The organism is Sorlinia euscelidii, from assembly GCF_036452135.1.
In the GTDB taxonomy this organism is placed as follows: domain Bacteria; phylum Pseudomonadota; class Alphaproteobacteria; order Acetobacterales; family Acetobacteraceae; genus Sorlinia; species Sorlinia euscelidii.
The window spans coordinates 157,144-175,135 of sequence record NZ_JAWJZZ010000001.1 but is presented as its reverse complement, the minus strand read 5'-3'; the positions used below and the strand labels follow the sequence as shown (position 1 = coordinate 175,135).

General features: G+C 59.0%; 14 protein-coding genes. 6 read left to right on the top strand and 8 right to left on the bottom strand.

The annotated features are described in order from the left end of the window. The first annotated feature begins 40 nt into the window (after nt 1–40). Both CGLAMM_RS00810 and CGLAMM_RS00805 read left to right on the top strand, forming a co-directional pair. On the top strand, nt 41–1,195 hold the full coding sequence (locus CGLAMM_RS00810) for a DegT/DnrJ/EryC1/StrS family aminotransferase (protein ID WP_394820051.1): 1,155 nt from the start codon (nt 41–43) through the stop codon (nt 1,193–1,195). Beyond that, nucleotides 1,195–1,656, top strand: coding sequence for a hypothetical protein (locus tag CGLAMM_RS00805; protein ID WP_394820050.1), 462 nt, complete (start codon nt 1,195–1,197; stop codon nt 1,654–1,656). Before CGLAMM_RS00810 ends, CGLAMM_RS00805 begins: the two co-directional genes overlap by 1 nt. A 130-nt stretch (nt 1,657–1,786) precedes the next feature. On the opposite strand, the gene CGLAMM_RS00800 is transcribed toward CGLAMM_RS00805, so the two are convergent. Beyond that, a complete protein-coding gene (locus CGLAMM_RS00800; protein ID WP_394820049.1) occupies nt 1,787–2,935 on the bottom strand; it encodes an AI-2E family transporter in 1,149 nt (382 codons plus the stop codon). Between the two features lie 155 nt (nt 2,936–3,090). Further along, on the bottom strand, nt 3,091–4,977 hold the full coding sequence (locus CGLAMM_RS00795) for an ABC-F family ATP-binding cassette domain-containing protein (RefSeq protein ID WP_394820048.1): 1,887 nt from the start codon (nt 4,975–4,977) through the stop codon (nt 3,091–3,093). Nucleotides 4,978–5,091: 114 nt separating this feature from the next. On the opposite strand from CGLAMM_RS00795, the gene ndk reads away from it, so the two are divergent. Continuing rightward, nucleotides 5,092–5,514, top strand: a complete 423-nt coding sequence (gene ndk, locus CGLAMM_RS00790; RefSeq protein WP_394820047.1) for a nucleoside-diphosphate kinase — start codon at nt 5,092–5,094, stop codon at nt 5,512–5,514. 58 nt (nt 5,515–5,572) lie between these two features. On the opposite strand, the gene purN is transcribed toward ndk, so the two are convergent. Together purN and purM are read right to left on the bottom strand one after the other, a co-directional pair. After that, nucleotides 5,573–6,166, bottom strand: a complete 594-nt coding sequence (purN, locus tag CGLAMM_RS00785) for a phosphoribosylglycinamide formyltransferase (protein ID WP_394820046.1) — start codon at nt 6,164–6,166, stop codon at nt 5,573–5,575. Beyond that, the gene (purM, locus tag CGLAMM_RS00780; protein WP_418115352.1) at nt 6,163–7,194 is read right to left on the bottom strand and encodes a phosphoribosylformylglycinamidine cyclo-ligase; all 1,032 of its coding nucleotides are present in this window, start codon (nt 7,192–7,194) and stop codon (nt 6,163–6,165) included. The genes purN and purM overlap by 4 nt, the downstream gene beginning before the upstream one ends. Nucleotides 7,195–7,361: 167 nt before the next feature. Between purM and CGLAMM_RS00775 the strand changes: the two genes are divergently transcribed. The 3 genes from CGLAMM_RS00775 to CGLAMM_RS00765 all read left to right on the top strand — a co-directional run bounded on the left by CGLAMM_RS00775 (nt 7,362) and on the right by CGLAMM_RS00765 (nt 12,031). Next, nucleotides 7,362–8,081, top strand: a complete 720-nt coding sequence (locus CGLAMM_RS00775; protein ID WP_418115244.1) for an HdaA/DnaA family protein — start codon at nt 7,362–7,364, stop codon at nt 8,079–8,081. Between the two features lie 246 nt (nt 8,082–8,327). Continuing rightward, nucleotides 8,328–10,511, top strand: coding sequence for an RNA degradosome polyphosphate kinase (locus tag CGLAMM_RS00770; protein WP_394820111.1), 2,184 nt, complete (start codon nt 8,328–8,330; stop codon nt 10,509–10,511). Then, a complete protein-coding gene (locus tag CGLAMM_RS00765; RefSeq protein ID WP_394820044.1) occupies nt 10,508–12,031 on the top strand; it encodes a Ppx/GppA phosphatase family protein in 1,524 nt (507 codons plus the stop codon). The genes CGLAMM_RS00770 and CGLAMM_RS00765 overlap by 4 nt, the downstream gene beginning before the upstream one ends. Nucleotides 12,032–12,112: 81 nt before the next feature. Here the strand turns inward: CGLAMM_RS00765 and aptA are convergent, their stop codons facing one another. The 4 genes from aptA to lysA form a co-directional block, all read right to left on the bottom strand. Then, nucleotides 12,113–13,435: an omega-aminotransferase AptA gene (gene aptA / locus CGLAMM_RS00760; protein ID WP_394820043.1), complete on the bottom strand. Its 1,323-nt coding sequence runs from the start codon at nt 13,433–13,435 to the stop codon at nt 12,113–12,115. Between the two features lie 233 nt (nt 13,436–13,668). Then, the gene (locus tag CGLAMM_RS00755; RefSeq protein WP_418115243.1) at nt 13,669–13,866 is read right to left on the bottom strand and encodes a hypothetical protein; all 198 of its coding nucleotides are present in this window, start codon (nt 13,864–13,866) and stop codon (nt 13,669–13,671) included. A 56-nt stretch (nt 13,867–13,922) separates the two neighbouring features. Next, nucleotides 13,923–16,598 carry a DUF4175 family protein gene (locus CGLAMM_RS00750; protein ID WP_394820042.1) on the bottom strand — a complete coding sequence of 892 codons (2,676 nt, stop codon included), beginning with the start codon at nt 16,596–16,598 and terminating at the stop codon, nt 13,923–13,925. Next, nucleotides 16,595–17,920: a diaminopimelate decarboxylase gene (gene lysA / locus CGLAMM_RS00745; protein WP_394820041.1), complete on the bottom strand. Its 1,326-nt coding sequence runs from the start codon at nt 17,918–17,920 to the stop codon at nt 16,595–16,597. Before lysA ends, CGLAMM_RS00750 begins: the two co-directional genes overlap by 4 nt. Between the last annotated feature and the right edge of the window lie 72 nt (nt 17,921–17,992).

Below are 17,992 nucleotides of genomic sequence, written 5' to 3'. Positions count from 1 at the left end.
GCATCATCATTGCGACACCCCCTCCCACAAGGACCCGACAATGACACCACGCAAAGAGATTGCTTTCCTTGACCTTCCCCGTCAAAGAGCGCGACTTGGTGAGGCGCTGACGCGACGCGTTGACGCGGTGATGGAACACTGCAAATTTGTCCTCGGCCCTGAAGTGAATGAGCTGGAGGAACGCCTCGCTGCTTATGCCGGCGCCCGCCATGCCATTGGCGTCTCCTCGGGGACAGATGCGCTTCTGGCTGTGCTGATGGGTGAAGGCGTCGGGCCGGGCGACGCCGTTTTCCTCCCGGCTTTTACTTATACCGCAACGGCGGAGATTGTTCTCCTCCTCGGCGCAATTCCCGTTTTTGTGGATGTCGATGCGCGGACATTCCAGATTGACCCCTCACATCTTGAAGCGCGGATCGCCGCCATTTTGCGGGAAGGGCAATGGCGGCCCCGGGCCATAATCGGCGTTGACTTATTTGGCCAGCCAGCCCCGTGGGATGAGCTGAAAATCATCGCCGACAGACATGAGCTGACACTCGTCGATGATTGTGCGCAGGCTTTTGGCGGCAGCTATAAGGGTCGGAAACTCGGGCGTGAGGCGCGCGCCACGACACTCTCATTTTTCCCGTCAAAGCCGTTAGGCGGTTATGGTGATGGCGGCGCCATTCTGACGGATGATGACGGGTTGGCGGCGCTTTACCGCTCCCTGCGCTCCCATGGTGAGGGGCAGAATCGTTACGACGTCCAGCGCATCGGCCTTAATGCCCGGCTGGATACGCTTCAGGCGGCTGTGCTGCTCGCCAAGCTCGATGCTTTCGATGCGGAACTGGCGCGGCGGGAGACGATCGCGCGGGCTTATGATGCGGGTCTGCCTGAAATCATTCAGACACCGCAACGCGTTGCCGGTGCGCTCAGCGCGTGGGCGATTTACAGCGTTCTTCTGCCGACGAAGTCATTGCGGGATTCCCTTCAGGAGTGGCTGAAATCGCACGGCATCCCGAGTGTCGTCTATTACCCCAAGCCGCTTCACCGGCAACCTGCTTATGCGGGTTACCACAGTAACGACATCACCCTGCCCGTATCCGAGAAGTTGGGCGAAATCATCCTCTCTTTGCCTCTCCATCCTGAACTAACCGATGATGAAGTGCGCTATATCATCGACACGACATTGGAGTGGTCAAAAGAGAGGAAGACTTGATGCGTAAGGAAACGATACTTGTCATTTGTTTCCTCGTGCTTGTCCTGACGACGACGGCAATTATCTGGTCATTTGCCGTCCCGGTTCTTAAACCCGTTCACATACCGATCATTGCAACGGCGATGATCGAGGAGGGGCCGGACCAGAAGCAACAGGACTTGACGCAGGATCAGATTACCGGCCTGAATAACTGGCTGAGGCAGAATCGCCGGGGTTGGGTGCCAATGACCAGCCCCCCATCTTCTGCCAGTGACCTCGTCATGCAGGCTGTGCCGGTCAGAGGCGAGCCTTTCCTGATCAAGATCTGGGGTGAAAATGCAGGGCCTGAATGGGCCCGGACGATCGCGGTGCGCCTCTCCACGAAAGTATCTTTTCGCGTCCGCTATTGTGACGATCAACAATGGACGTCATTGCGTGAAGTCCTCGCGCGGTTCGATAATCGCCAGATGAACGCCCATTGATCTGAGACGCCGCGCGGAAGCCGACGCACTTTGCCCCGGCGATAAATTATTCCCGACGCCAATAATCACCCTCACTGCGCATCCGACAGAGAGCGGACTTCCCGCCCTTATCCGCGACACGATAAGTCTGTCAGCGTCCGCGTCGCTGACGTGACTTTCTTACCGCGGTTTTGCTAACGCGTGACTGGGTGGCGGGTGGCTTTACGCCGCCTGGCTTCATGCGCATGTCGTCAGGCAGGGGGGCGGTGGCCCGGTCACCCACCGCCAGAAGCGCCGCGGTTGCCGGTGAGGCGAGGATCAGTCCGGGCACGCCAAGGATGGAGCCGAATACTGTCTGCGACAATATGGCGATGGCAGGCGGCATATGCACGGCGTGACGCTGGATAAGCGGTGCCAGAACATTGCCTTCGAGAAACTGAATAACGCAGTAAAGCCCGACCACCTCAAGCCCGGATTGGGTGCCAACGGAAAGCGCGATCAGCACAGCCGGGATTGCACCAAGAATAGCCCCGATATAGGGGATGAAATTGCACAGTCCCGCCACCACGCCGAGCGCCGTGGCCAGCGGGATACCGAGCAGATAAAGCCCCACACCGGAGGCAATCCCCACCACCAGCATGTCCAGCGCCTGCCCGATCGTCCATGACCAGAGTGTGTGCCCGGCCGTCACCATCAAACCCCTGATGGCGGGACGTTGCGCAGGCGGCACAAGGCGCAGCAGACCATCCACATAGACATGCGGCGTCAGGGCGAAATAAAGTCCGGAGATCAGAATAACCGCCATCGTGCCCAACACGCCGAAAGCACTGGTCAAAATACCGGTAACGGAATTCGCCAGCCCCGCGCCGAAAGAAGGGCCGCCCCCCGCGTCGCTCCCTCCGAGACTTTGCGGAAGGTGCGCGAGCGCGAACTGGCCCCAGCTGGATGATTTGACCTGACCGCGAAACGCCCCATATTGCGTGATCAAAGCCTGCTTGAGCTTGACAAACTGGTCGCTGATCTGCGGCCCGCTGGAATAAAAGAGAAACGCGATGGCCGCGATAATAAAAAGGGCCACAAGGGCGACTGCCAGTTTATAAGGAAGGCCAATCCGCCTTTTGAGGTAGGCGGCGAGGCCGTGCAGGATCACAGCCATGAGGGTCGCGGCAAAGACGACGACAAGGACATCGCCCAGAAGCCAGATCATGACGATGGAAATCGTGAGGATCAGCGATATGCGCAGAAGCCTGAAAATAAAGGAAAGCTCGGTCGAGGAATTCGGAGCATTAAGCTGGGGCATGATGGGCGAAAGTCCAATCTTAACGTAAGTCGTTAATCCAATGCGCTTCCCGCCGGGAAGGTTCCGTATATGATGTGAAGGTGATCCAATACAGGATGCGATATCTGCCCCGCTTCGGGCGCCCTCACCGCAAGCTGCCCCTTCGACTCATCTTCCTAGAGAATGTTCTGCTCGATTTTTTCGCTCAGGGAAAGCCATTCCTCCTCAAGTCTCGCAATCGCAGCCTCATTTTCCGCCGCGGACTTGTTCACGCGTGTGATCTCCGCCGACGTGCTTTTTTCATAAAAAACCGGGTCGGACATTGTCTGGCGATAGGCGTCCGCTTTTTTGCTGCATTGGGAAAGGGATTTTTCAATCTCCTGCAGGCGTTTTCTGAGAGGAGCCTGCTGCTGACGCGTGGCCGCGCGATCTTTGCGACCCTCTTTCCTGTCCTGATGGCCCAAGATCTGCGCGGCGTTGCCGCCTTGCCCCGCGCCGGAAGCAGTCTGGCGGCGGGCGCGGTAATCATCCAGAGTCCCATCGAAATAAGTGACATGCCCCGATTCAACCAGCCAGTAAAGATCCGTCACCGCCTCAACCAGCCATGTATCGTGAGAAATGAGGATCACCGCGCCCTCAAAACCATTCAGCGCGCGCACAAGCGCCTCACGTGCATCAATATCCAGATGGTTCGTCGGCTCATCCAGCAGGAGGACATGCGGGGCGTCATGCGTGGTAAGGGAAAGGAGAAGCCGCGCCCGCTCACCACCGGACAGGTTCCGCACTTCGGTTTCTGCACGATGGGCGTCCAGCCCGAACCGGGCCAGTTGGGCGCGCGCCTGCTCCTGCGTCATTTTTGGGGCCGTGCGTAAAAGGTGCTGCACGGCGGTTTCTTCCGCTATGAGGTCATCGCTTTGATGCTGCGCGTAATAGCCGACGCGCAATTTGGGCGCACGAAAAAACGTGCCGTCAAACGGGGCCAGAACGCCCGCAATCAGCTTGATGAAGGTTGATTTGCCCTGGCCATTCTGCCCGAGAAGCGCGATGCGGTCGGTTGCATCCAGCCGAAAGGAAAGGTCACGTAGCACGGTGCGCCCCTCATAACCGGTGCTGGCCCCTGTCATGGTCAAAAGTGGCGGCGGAAGAACGCCCGGGTCGGGGAAAGTGAAGGAAGTCGCGCCGGGTTCAATAATGGCTTCCATGGCCGGAAGGCGCTCCAGCGCTTTGAGGCGCGACTGGGCCTGGCGCGCCTTGGTCGCCTTGGCGCGGAAACGGTCAACGAAAGCCTGCATTTGGGCTTTTTGCGCCTCGACCCGCGCCACCTCTCGATTATGCTGGAGGGTCTGCTCCATCCGAATGCGGACGAATTGCGCGTAACCACCGGGCGTGAGGCTGAGTTTTCTTTGTTCCAGATGGGCGATCCCGTCCACGACGTGATCCAGCAATTCCCGATCATGACTGACGATAATCGCCGCGCCCCGGAAGGATTTGAGCCAGCCTTCCAACCACATTGTCGCTTCAATATCGAGATGATTGCTGGGTTCATCAAGAAGGAGCAGATCGGGATCAAGGAAGAGGGCGCAGGCCAGCGCCACACGCATCTGCCACCCACCGGAAAAAGCGTCGATCGGGCGTTGCTGCGCCGCGGCATCGAAGCCCAGTCCGGCCAGGATCGTCGCGGCGCGCGCCGGCGCTGCATGGGCCTGTATGGCGAGAAGACGCTCATGCGCATCGGCCAGTCGGATCGGGTCATCCTCCACCGCCACCTGCGCCATCAACGTCTCCCGCTCCGTATCCGAGGCGAGGACGATGTCGATCAGCGCGCCTTTCCCCTCCGGCAAATGCTGCCGAACGCGCCCGAGCCGCGTGCGCGCCGCCAGGGTGATGTCCCCGCCATCCGGGCTGATATCGCCAGCGATAGCGGCCAGGAGGGTGGATTTACCGGCGCCATTCCGGCCGATCAACCCGATTTTCCGCCCGGGATCCAGCTGAAGACTGGCGTGATCCAGAAGTGTCCGGCCAGCAATGCGCAAAGTGAGTTGGTTGATGGAAAGGATACTCAAGGGGTTTCACTTCAGGGTCGGAGATATTTTCAGGGCGCACAGGCTATCGGTCTGCTCAGAATTGGTCTAGGGGGAAACCATTCTTTGCCTTTAACAATTGATTTGGAGATTTTCATGGCCAAACAGCGGACATTGTCCATCATCAAGCCGGATGCCACGCGCCGCAACCTGACCGGCAAAATCAATGCTGTCTTCGAGGCGGCAGGTCTGCGCATCGTGGCGCAGAAGCGCATTCAGCTGACACAGGCTCAGGCTCAGGCTTTCTACGCCGTCCATGCGGCGCGGCCTTTCTTTAGCAGTCTGGTTGATTCCATGCTTCAGGCCCCGGTCGTTGTGCAGGTGCTTGAGGGTGATAATGCCGTCGCGCATCATCGCGATGTCATGGGCGCCACCAATCCGGCGCAGGCTGCGGAAGGCACGGTGCGGAAACTTTATGCGGAAAGCATTGAGGCGAATTCCGTCCATGGGTCCGACAGTGTCGAGAATGCCGCCAAGGAAATTGCTTTCTTTTTCGCTGAAACAGAAATCCTTCCCTGAAATGCGATCTGTCATGCCGATCGACCCCGTCGGCATGACGGCTCCATGTCAGGTGCGTTTATAATACTGAGGCCTGGTCTGTGATAAACTGGCGCAGCGCGTCCTGATATAAAGCGTGCTCTTTCGGCAAAAGGCGCTCTGACAATGTCTCAGCCGTGTCATCGGGGCGGATATTGATACGGGCCTGCGCGATGACAGGCCCTTCATCGACGCCGGAAGTGACGAGATGTACAGTCGCGCCGTGCGTCGTATCTCCGCTATCAAGAGCACGTTGGTGGGTATGCAGGCCGGGATATTTCGGCAGAAGGCTGGGATGGATGTTGAGCATCCGCCCGGACCATGCCTTAACGAAAAATGGCGTCAGCACCCGCATATAGCCTGCGAGGCAGATAATCCGGGCGCCGGCCTCGCGCAACGCTCTGTCCATGGCGCGCTCATGGCTTTCACGGTCCTGGCGGAAAGGGCGATGATCAATGGCATGTGCGGGGATGCCCTTCGCCCGCGCGATATCGAGTCCCGCCGCATCCGGGTTGTTGCTGAGCACAGCGACGACTTCAGCCGGGTAATCGGGGGCGTCACACGCATTCAGCAACGCCTCCATATTACTGCCGCGCCCACTGATCAGAATGGCGATCGGAAGTTTAGCCCTCATCCGAAAACCAGCTCTCCCTTGAGATTGAAGCCTTCCTGTCCCTCGATGATGCGGCCAATTTCAAAAGCTTCTGTCCCGGCTTCCTGCAGGGCGCTGAGCACATCGCCCGGTCGGGATGTCACCAGCACCATGCCGATCCCACAATTGAAGACTTTCAACATCTCCTCCGGCGCGACAGGCCCGACTTCGGCCAACCAGTTGAAAACGGGCGGAACGGGCCAGCGTCCGGCGGTGACTTCCGCGGTCAGACCTTTCGGCAGAATGCGTGGCAGATTGCCGGGCAGGCCGCCACCCGTAATATGGGCGCAAGCATTGAGCAGGCCTTTTTCATGCAGTGACATGACGTCCCGCACATAGAGCGTTGTCGGTGTCAGAAGCGCCTCGGCAAGGCTGAGCGACGGCGCGAAGGGGGCAGGATCATGCCAGCCCAGCCCTGACCGCGCGACAACCTGCCGCACAAGGGAAAAACCATTGGAATGTACACCGCTTGAGGGCAGCGCGATGAGGGTGTCGCCGGGTTTCACCTCACGCGGCAATAACATGTCGCGTTCCGCCGCGCCGACGCTGAACCCGGCAAGGTCATAATGTCCGGCTGCATACATGCCAGGCATTTCCGCCGTTTCACCCCCAACGAGCGCGCATCCCGACTGACGGCAGGCCGCGGCAATACCTTTCACGACATGTGCCGCGTCAGCGACAGCAAGCTTGCCGGTCGCGAAATAATCCAGGAAGAATAAAGGTTGCGCCCCCTGCACGATAAGGTCATTGACGCACATGGCCACAAGGTCAATGCCAATCGTGTCGTGTCGTCCCGTCTCGATGGCCAGCATGAGCTTCGTGCCGACGCCATCGGTGCAGCTCACAAGCACCGGGTCACGATATCCAGCGGCTTTGAGGTCGAACAACGCGCCGAACCCACCCAGTCCCCCCAGCACGCCGGCGCGATGCGTCTGCCCGGCGGCGGGCTTGATGGCATCGACAAGGGCATCACCTGCCTCTATGCTAACGCCTGCAGCATCATAACTGATCCCGCCTTTCGATGCGGCGGTACCGTCATGCGGCGCGGGGGCATGTTTGTCGGGTTTGGGGGGGTGGTCATGCGTTCAGGCTCACTCGATATGCCGCGGAAAGTCGGATATAACCCGTCCTTTTAACGAAGCCGTCGCGGCTCGGGAAGCGTTGGACTTGAAATTGCATGGAAAACGCAAAAAAAATTCGTCAGCGCCCCGCTGACCCGGCGGCTCAGATGGCTTTTTCGTGGGAAGCACATCGCGGCGCACCATGGCCGAATTTCATCAGCGCGCCGTCAAACGCCGCTGCGCGTAAATGGCTTGCCCAGACGGGCTGGCCGGAGCGTCGCCTCCTGCTCTGGGGCCCGGAGGCGACCGGCAAAACACATTTATTGCATGATTGGGCGCGGCGGCGTCATGGCAAAATCATCACTGCCCGCATGATTGACCCGTCACGGATTGATGACTCCCAACTCTGGGCGATTGACCAGCTTGAACAGGGTTTTGACCCTGTCGCCCTGCTTCACTTTATCAATGCCGCGCGGGAAGGGGGGCGCATCCTCCTTCTGGCTTCCCGCGTCCCGCCTTCCACCTTACTCACCGGTCTTGCTGATCTGAGCAGCCGCCTTCGGGCGATGACAGCGATTGAGGTGCGGCCTGCCGAGGATGATCTGCGCGTCAAACTGGTGATTCAATGGCTCGCCATGCGTCAGATCTGCATCGCACAGGATGTCGCTTCGTGGCTCGTGCATCGCCTGCCGCGCACGAATGCGGCCCTGATGGCCTGCGTTGCGCGATTGGATACGGCGAGTCTGGAAAGTAAACGCGCATTGACGCGGGCCTTTATCACGGAAACCCTGCCTGAGCTTTCCCAGGCTGATGGGGAGGAACTCCCGGTTTTGTGACGGCCGTCCAGGGGGAAGGCGAAGGTTTGGGAAAGGCTTAAGTAAGATGAGAGGCTTCTAACGCAACTTTGGGTCGTGTAACATGTCAGACTTAAAGGGCGTCATGCAGGCTCGACAGGCAGAGTGGCGCTGAGTAAAGGAGCCAATCTGGTGGGAGCGTCAAAAATCCAGGGGGAACAAACGACCACTTTGTCACGCGCAAAGCCGGGTGACGCGGGCTGCGCGTCTGATTTTATCGGGTTATGTATGCAGGGTTCTTCCGACGGGCAACATGATATTTCTTCGCACCCGTCCCGCTTCATTAATCGTGAAATGTCATGGCTGGATTTCAATCAGCGCGTGATCGAGGAAGCGGAGAATCGTCGTCACCCACTTCTGGAACGTTTGCGCTTTCTGTCGATCAGCGCCAGTAATCTGGACGAATTTTTCTCCGTCCGTGTTGCCGGGCTGGTCGGGCAGGTGCGGGAGGGGCTCACGACGCCTTCCGTCGACGGTAAAACGCCTGCGCAGCAACTCGCGGAGGTGCGACGTAAATCCTCCCGACTTTTTGAGACCCAGCAGGATGTCTGGCGGAAGTTGCGACACGAGCTGGCGCAGAGTGGCATTCATCTTCACCGACCGGAAAACCTGTCCGAAGCTGACATTGCTTATTTGGACGCGGTTTTTGAAAAAGAAATTTTCCCTATTCTGACGCCGCTGGCGGTGGACCCGTCTCACCCTGTGCCGTTTATCCCCAATCTCGGCATGGCGCTTGTGCTGCGCCTGAAGGATGAGGCGCGCCCGGATGAGCCGATGGATGCGTTGATTTTACTGCCACAGCAGGTCAACCGCTTTATGCGCCTGCCGGGGGACATGTCGGGCAAAGCCTCCTGCACCGCGGACATCCGGTTCGTGCTGCTGGAGGACGTCATCCGCACCCATATTGACCGTCTCTTTCCCGGGATGCGTGTCCTGGCGAGCGGGGTGCTCCGTGTCATTCGGGATTCCGATGTGGAATTTGAGGATGAGGCGGAGGATCTCGTCCTGTCATATGAGACCGCTTTAAAGCAGCGTCGACGTGGTGTCGGGGTGCACTTGGCTTTCGATGCCTCCCTCCCTTCCTGTCTGCGTGAGGAATTCGCTGAAAAGCTTGGCTCGCCCCCCGATGAGGTGCTGGTGGAGCAGGCGATGATCGGGGTCGTCGATGTCAAACAGATGATCGTCAGTGATCGGCCGGAATTGCAGTTTCCCGCTTTCAAACCGCGCTTCCCGCAGCGCATCCGTGATTATGACGGAGACTGCTTTGCCGCCATCCTCGGCAAAGATATCGTCGTGCATCATCCTTTTGAGAGCTTCGATGTCGTCGTGCAATTCCTCAACCAGGCCGCTGCGGACCCGAATGTTGTGGCGATCAAGCAGACGCTTTACCGCACCTCTCGCGACAGCCCCATCGTCCGGGCGCTGATCGCCGCCGCCGAATCGGGGAAATCCGTCACGGCCATGGTGGAGTTGCGGGCGCGCTTTGATGAGGAGGCGAATATCCGCCTTTCACGGGAGTTGGAGGCGGCGGGCGTGCAAGTCGTGTTCGGGTTCTCGAACCTGAAGACGCATGCCAAAATGAGTCTCGTTGTGCGCTGGGAGGGCAATCAGATGCGCTCTTACGCGCATTTCGGCACGGGGAATTATCATCCCATCACGGCACGCATTTACACGGACCTCTCATTTTTTACCTGTGATCCACGCCTGGCGGGTGATGCGGCGCAGCTTTTCAATTTCATGACAGGTTACGCCAAGCCCAAAGATGTGCATGACATTGCTTTTGCGCCGCTGACACTGCGCAAGACGCTGCTGAAGCTGATTGCAGATGAGATCGACCACGCGAAAGCCGGGCGCCCCGCCCGCATCTGGCTGAAAATGAACAGCCTCGTTGACCCGGAACTGATTGATGCGCTCTACGCAGCCTCCCATGCGGGGGTCAAAATCATCGGGGTGATCCGCGGCATGTGCTGCCTTCGGCCGGGTGTCCCCGGATTGTCGGACCATATCGAGATCCGCTCCATGGTCGGGCGCTTTCTCGAACATTCCCGCATTTTTGCTTTCGGAAACGGACACCGTATGCCTTGCCAGAAAAACAAGGTCTATATTTCCTCCGCTGACTGGATGCCACGTAATATGGACCGCCGGGTGGAGGCGATGGTGCCGATCTATGACCCGACCGTCCATGCGCAGGTGCTGGGACAGGTCGCCGCTTTGGGGATGAAAGACACGTTGCAGAGCTGGACATTACAGCCAGGCGGTAGCTGGCGCCGCGTTCCACCGGGGAAAAAGCCGTTCTCCGCGCATCATTATTTTATGCATAATCCCTCTCTTTCCGGTCGAGGTTCCATGCGGCATGAGGGGACGGACAAGGAAGCGCCGCGCCGACGCAAAAAGCCAGGCGCCCCTTTATGAAGAAACTCCGGGTCGCGCAGAAGGCGGTGAAGGCCAGCGCACCCCCTCACCAACGTCGCGCCGCCGTGATTGACCTGGGGTCAAATTCCGTGCGTCTCGTTATTTTCGAGGGGGTGACACGCAACCCCATCGCGATCTTCAATGAGAAGGCGACATTGAAACTCGGACGTGGCCTGCATGAAACGGGACGCCTGAATGAGGAGGGTTTGAAGCGCGCGCACACTGTCTTGAAGCGGTTCAACGTCATTGCCCGGTCAATGAAGGCGGAACCTTTCGAGATTCTCGCGACGGCGGCCGTGCGGGATGCCGATAACGGGGCGGAATTTATCGAGATCCTGAAAAAACACATGCCGAACGTGGCGATCCGCATTCTGTCCGGCGAGGAGGAAGCCCGATACTCCGCCACCGGCGTGCTTTGCGGCCAGCCCGATGCGGATGGCATTGTGGCGGATATTGGCGGCGGATCTCTCGAATTGATTCACGTCGCACAGCGGAAAATGAAAAAAGCGAGCACGATGCCGCTCGGCGTGATCCGTTTGTCAGACAGGGCGGAGGGGGAGCGTAAAAAAGCCGCTGAGCTTGCCGCGAAGGATATTGGGGGGCAAACCTGGCTGAAGGCCCATCGCGATAAAACACTTTATCTCGTCGGTGGGGCCTTCCGCGCCTTGGCACGCCTTCAGATTGCACGCACGCAATATCCTCTCAATATGGTCCATCTTTACACGCTCCGTCCTGCCGAAGCGGAGGCGCTTTGCGACTGGATCTTATCGACGCCCAGAAAAGCGCTGGAGAAAACGCCCAATCTCTCAAAAAAACGCTTCGACGATGTGCCCTACGCCGCCATTGTCCTTCTGACACTCATGAAGCGGCTGGACCCGGATAAGATTGTTTTTTCGGTCGATGGGTTGCGAGAGGGCTGGTATATGGCGCGCGTCGGGGCGGATGTGGCGGATATTGACCCATGCGACGCCATGGTGAAAGCGCTTGCCTCCCGTCTGGGGCGCGGTTGCCAGTTGCCAGACGCCTTGATTAACTGGACGCAGCCCCTTTTTGAGAAAGATGACCCGACTCAGAAAAATCTCCGCAAAATGGCCTGCCGCCTCTCCGATATCGGCGCTTACGACCATCCCGAATATCGCGCGGAGCAGACCTTCCTCCGTATTTTACATGTAAACGGAGGCGGGTTTGACCACCAGGCACGCGGCTTCATCGCAACGGCGCTTGCGATCCGTTACGAGGCTGACGTTGAGGGACGGTTGCTGTCTGCGGCGCGCGATATCCTTCCCGATGAAGCGTTTGAACGCGCGACACGGCTGGGCAAGGCGCTTCGCCTCGCTTACACAATTTGCGGCGGCACAGAGAGCCTCCTTAAAGGCGCGCGCATTGCAAGAGGGGGCGGGGAGATCGTTCTGGAACTTGACAAGATGGCCTCCTTCGCTCTTGGCTCCAACGTCAAGAATCGCTTGAGCCATCTGGGCGCGGCTTTTGGCGAAGAGACGCGGATCGTGACGGATGCGTGAAATAAACGGTGCATCCCGCGGTCCTGCGTGACCGACGCTGACCCGCCTGGCCGGGTCAGCTCAACGTAACGCTTCATCGTTTCACGAAGTCGTAATCAGGATCCGGCGGATCGTCTCGAAAATCCGGTCAATCTCGTTTTTCTCGATAATCAGGGGTGGCGCGATGCTGAGCGTATTGCCGCTACACCGCAACAGAACCCCTTGCCGGAACGCTGTATCGAACACCTTGTAAATGCGTGACACCTCCCCGTCACCCGGTGCGATTTCGATCCCGGCGACGAGCCCCTCATTGCGGATATCGATGACATGCGGCGCGTCTTTGAGACTATGCGCCGCATCCTCAAAATAAGGTGCGAGGGCGGCGGCACGCTCAAACAAACGTTCATCACGATAGACATTCAACGTCGCGATGGCGGCTGCGCAGGCCACAGGGTGCGCGGAATAAGTATATCCGTGGGGAAGCTCAATGCCGGCCTCCGGTCCCTGCATGAAGCCCGTGAAAATCGTATCTTTAACGGCCACCGCGCCCATCGGGATCGCACCATTGGTGAGGCCCTTCGCCATCGTCATGATATCGGGTCGCACCTGATATTTTTCCGCCGCGAAACTGGCGCCCAATCGTCCGAAACCCGTAATCACTTCATCAAAAATCAGCAAGATGCCATGCTTGTCGCAGATCTCACGCAAACGCTTCAGATAACCGACGGGCGGCAAAAGCACACCGGCAGAACCTGACATCGGCTCCACCATGACGGCGGCGATCGTCGACGGGTCATGCGTAATGAATAACTTCTCCAACGCGTCGGCATATTCAGCACCAAATTTCGGCAGGCCGCGGCTGAAGGCGTTTCGCGATGGGTCATAAGTGTGGGGGAGATGTGCTGCATCCGCCAGAAGCGGGCCGAACTGCTTGCGATTGGAGGAGATACCCCCGACGGAGAGCCCGCCCAGCCCGACACCGTGATAGCCGCGCTCCCGCCCGACGATTTTGGACCGTTCCGCACGGCCATTGGCACGATGATAGGCGATGGCGATTTTAAGTGCCGTATCAGCAGCTTCCGAGCCGGAATTGCAGAAAAATATGTGATCAAGCCCCGGCGGGGTCAAGGCGGATATGCGCCCCGCCGCTTCGAAAGCGAGGGGGTGCGCCATCTGGAAAGTCGGGGCGAAATCAAGTTTGGCCGCCTCACGCTGGATCGCCTCAACAATCGGGGTGCGTGTATGCCCTGCATTGACGCACCAGAGGCCGGCACAGCCATCCAGGACATCCTGACCTTGCGCATCCTTGTAATACATGCCCTTCGCGGAAATGAGCACACGCGGCGCCTGGCGAAATTGTCGATGTGCCGTGAAAGGAAGCCATAATGCATCCCGGTTGGCTCCGTGAATGGCGGTATTTTGCATGGGACATTATTTCCTGACATGACGATATTGGTTTTGTGAGTCGTAAGACGATAGGTCGTTTTTTTGTCATGTCGAACCTGAAAACAACTTCCGTCAATAGAGGAATATGAAAAACGCAATTAAAAGGTTGAAAAGCGCTTGTGCGCGACATCGTGATTTGTGTCAGTGAAGGTTTTCGCGTTTTCAGGTCGCCTTCATCGTTCGGGTAGCACATGCCGCGTTAAATCGCGCCGCTACCGGGAATAGAGGAAAATCAGGAGGATCGACGCGGCTTTTCTGACAATGGCTGCGTCTGCCGCGTTGATGGTCGTGAGAGATGAGCCGATCAGAACGGTTAAGTAACGATATCGTGCGCTGCGAAGGTGCCTTAGACGACTCGATAATCCGAGACATGGCGCGATCCACCCTGTCCCCCTCTCCGAAAATCGCATGCGCTTCCCTGTAAAACGGTCGATGGATGGAAAATGGCCCTGCGCTCAGCGGCTTGTCAGCCGCCGCCTCGCCATGCTTTCAGGAGATCTTCCAGATAATGGCGCTCTCGCGTCGGACGCGCACGGTCAGCGGCGCGGCGTCGGAGTTCTCTCTCCACCTCCAGACGATGCGTGTCACGTTGTTGCAGCGTATGTCCCTGCTCGGACTCGGTTGCGCCTTCCCCATCATTGACTTTGCGGCCCAGAGGGTCCCGCTTTTCCGAAGCGCGATGATTGGCTGAGCCCCCATCGGACTCCTCTTCCGATTGCTCACCACGTCCATCGCCATTTTTCTGCGATCCCGACTCGTCGCCACCAGACTGCATGGTGGGCAGAAGGATAATTGGCCCTTCGCCATGGTGCCTGTCTTTTTGCGCCGCACGTAGGTCATGCCCAAGCTGGGTGAGATCGGCGAGGACGTCTCTCAGGGATTGTGACGCGCCGATATCATCCCGTTGCGCAAGATTGCGGCGAACATTGCCCATATGGTTCTCAGCTTTTTTTAACGTTTCGGGAATTTGCTGCCCGTCGTCGGATATTTCGGCGATGAAAGCACGGAGGACGTCACGCAACGCACCCTGCGTGACAAATTGGGTGCGGCGCTGCTCCTGCCTTTCGGCCTCTTCTTCGTCCGAAAATGATAAAACATCATGAGTGGGAGGGGCGATCGAGACATCCGCGGCACCGAGAGCAAAATTGCGAAGATCGACCGAGTTATCGAAGCGCAATCCCGGCTCTTGCTGCATCTCCCTAAGACGGCGAAACGCCTCGCCGCGGGCTTGCGTCGCATCCAACATGACGGTTTCACGCTGGATAAGATCCTGCACAACGCGGATATGCAGCCGGGCTTTCTGCTGGGTCGCCTCCTGCTTCGCTGCGGCGGCCAGCTCTTCCGGCGTCGCATCGCGGACGCGGCGGGTCATGTCCTCAAGGTCTCGGAGATTTCGGAGGGCCGCGCGCCGGTCTCCCGCAGAAGCGTGATCCTGCAGTCGTTCAAGCAACCGTGTAACAGCGTCATTCCGGCCCGGAACGACATTTCCCATATCGGGAACCATGCCACTTTGTTCCATCGCATGATACATCAGGATCTGCATCCGGCGAGCAATTGCTTTTTTGACGGCGTCAATCCGGTTCTGCCGTGCAATGCCCGCATTCCGGGAAGAGGGGGACGCATCGTCTTCCAGCGCGCGGATCAGGCCATTCTGCGCGCCGCGCAGCGCCAGATTTGCTTCGGCGATAGCGCGGCCCTGCCGTGAGAGGTCATCGAGATACATCGCCATCGACCACAGCCCGTCACCAAAAAGGCCGACATCCACCCCGTCACCGCGCAGGAGACGCAAAGCCAGAAGCGTCACCCCTTTCTCACGCTGATGTGTCAACGTGATGAGGGAAGCCAGCTCCTCCCGTGCCGTCGGGAGCGCCTCCTCACCACGCAAAACCCGATAGCGCAGGGCGATCAGGGCGCGACTGATGGGGTCGTGAAATTTGTAGGCGGGCAGGATGATGTGGCGCGCTTCACTTTCCGCAACATTTCCGCTCACACTCGTCGCTTTCAGGCGCAAGGTTACAGGCTCACCAGCATAAGCGAGGCGACCCGTATCCTCCCGGATAGTTCCCGTAAATGCGTGTTTCCCCGCCGGGGCCGGGTCCGTGAAGATAACGGGTTCCCGGTTTGCCGACCCGCTTTCCGGCGTGATGGAAAGCCCGACCGATGCGACGCCGAAAGGCTGAGACGTTTTATATCGCACTGTGAAAGTGGTAATGTCGGCCTCAATCCTGGGTTTTCCTTCCCAAATAATGGCGGGCGGCGGGTCCGGCAGGAGATGCACGCGCCATACTGCAATGGCGCGCCCGCGCGTGCGCAGCGTCACGTCGCCATCACGCAGAAGCTTCTCCTTCAGACGCCAGGATTGAGGGCCGAGGCGCTCGGTTGAGATCTCGGAATCAACAGCACCGACGAGCCACGGAATGCTGCGCGCCCCGATAATCTGGACTTCCAGAGACGCGCCGGGCGGCACGGTCACGGAGGCGGCGCCGCCTTCATAATAAACGGGTGGACCTGGCGCGTAAGCAGGCGGCGTGATCCAGGCGTGGAGTTCAGGGAGGGGCGTGTCAGCATCGTCCATCCCCGGAATAAATCCGGCTTCCAGTCTCGAAACAGCATGAGGCCCGGCTCGGTAAAGCCCCACTCCAAAAGCCAGAATGCCAATGAGAAGCAGGCAAAACCCCGTGCGTGATATTTGTGGGAGATGGATCGAGGGGCGCAGAATCGCGATGCGTGCCAGGCTGCGCGCGACATGGATTTTCCAGATCGCTCTGGTCGTCGGGTCAACCGGACGATCCTCCATCGTGGCCAGAGGACGCTCATCAAGAGCGCTGCCCTGCTCCAGACGGCGGTCGACATATGTCCCCGCCGGACGCCGCACGCGATTGAGACCGTGTAGCAACAGCCCGGCGAGAAGCGCCACAATCGCGAGCGCCACGGCGGAATGAAGCAGGTCCGGGAGAGATTGCGGCACGCGGAAGAAGCTGATGGCCCCGTAGAAAAGGAAGATGATGGCCGGCCAAACCAGCTTCTCGGCAATGCGCTCGCCAAGAATGACCCCTCGCTGCAGGCGCCGCGCGCGCATGATGCGTGTGAGCGTGTGAGGTGCACGCTGCTGCGCGGGACGAGCAGGGCGCTGACCTGTCATTCAGCCTTGAGCCAGTCAGGCAGACGCTCCGCTTCCCATAGGGCTTCGAGGGTCTGGCGTGGGCGTATTTCAGCGATTTTCCCGTCCTCGATCATGATCTGCGCGGCGAGAGGGCGGGCATTATAGGTGGAACTCATGACCGCCCCGTAGGCGCCTGTGTCCAATATCGCCAGCATATCGCCGCGCGACAGGGGTGGCAGGATGCGATCCGTCGCGAGAATGTCGCCTGTCTCACAAACGGGCCCCGCGAGGGTCTGGGCTTTTTCCGGCCTTTGCGTGGCGCGCGCATGAAGGGGGAGGACATCGTGCCATGCTGCGTATAAAGCCGGGCGGGCGAGGTCGTTCATTGCGGCGTCGATAAACACGAAGTCGCTCCTCGGGGCGGGTTGGGCTTTCACGTCGATCACGCGGGTGAGGAGAATGCCTGTCGGGCCGCTGAGCCACCGCCCGGGTTCGATCGAAATCGCCACATTCAACGGTCCAAGATGCCGCACGATCGCCTGCGCGTAATCAGCGATGTCAGGTGGGCTTTCCTGATGGTAACGTATGCCCAGCCCACCGCCGCAATCGACATGGCTGACCGGCACCCCATCCGCCCGGAGATCCGTGACCATCCCGGCCAATCTCTGACAAGCCGCTTCAAAAGGGGCGATAGATGTGATCTGGCTGCCGATATGCGCGGCAAGACCGATGAAATCGAGGTGCGGGTCCTTGGCGGCCATCCGGCTCAAAGCAGGGGCTTCGCGCCAATCGACCCCGAATTTATCGCCCTCACGCCCGGTGCTGATTTTATCATGCGTCCCGGCATCAATATGCGGGTTGACGCGCAAAGCCACTTTCGGGCGTTTGCCGAGATGCGTCGCCAATGTGATAAGGCGATGAAGCTCCTCACGGCTCTCCACATTGATGACGCCGATTTCTGTTTGGATGGCGAGGGTGAGTTCCGCATCCGTCTTACCCACGCCGGAAAACACAATGTCAGAAGGGGCCATACCTGCCGCAATGGCTTTGCGTAATTCGCCCCCACTGACGACATCGGCACCGAACCCCTCACGTCGAAGGATGGTGAGAGTCGCACGGTGGTCATTCGCCTTGACGGCGTAATGGATGGAGATAGGCTGGCCCCGATCGCTGAAAGCCGCCTTGAGCGCCCGCGCCCGCGCCCGAAGCATGGAGGCGCTGAAGACCCAGCAGGGCGTGTCATATTGCGCGGCAACGTCATGCAGGCGGACGCCATCAAAGAGAAGTGCCGCGTCGGAATCATAACGGAGCCACGGGCGTGATTGGAGTATCTCCGAGAGGGACGGCGATAAATTTGGCATCGGGTGCTTTTGCCCCATCCTCAGGCGCGGTAATTTTGACATTCTTGCGGGAGGCTGTGAAGAGTTAACGCG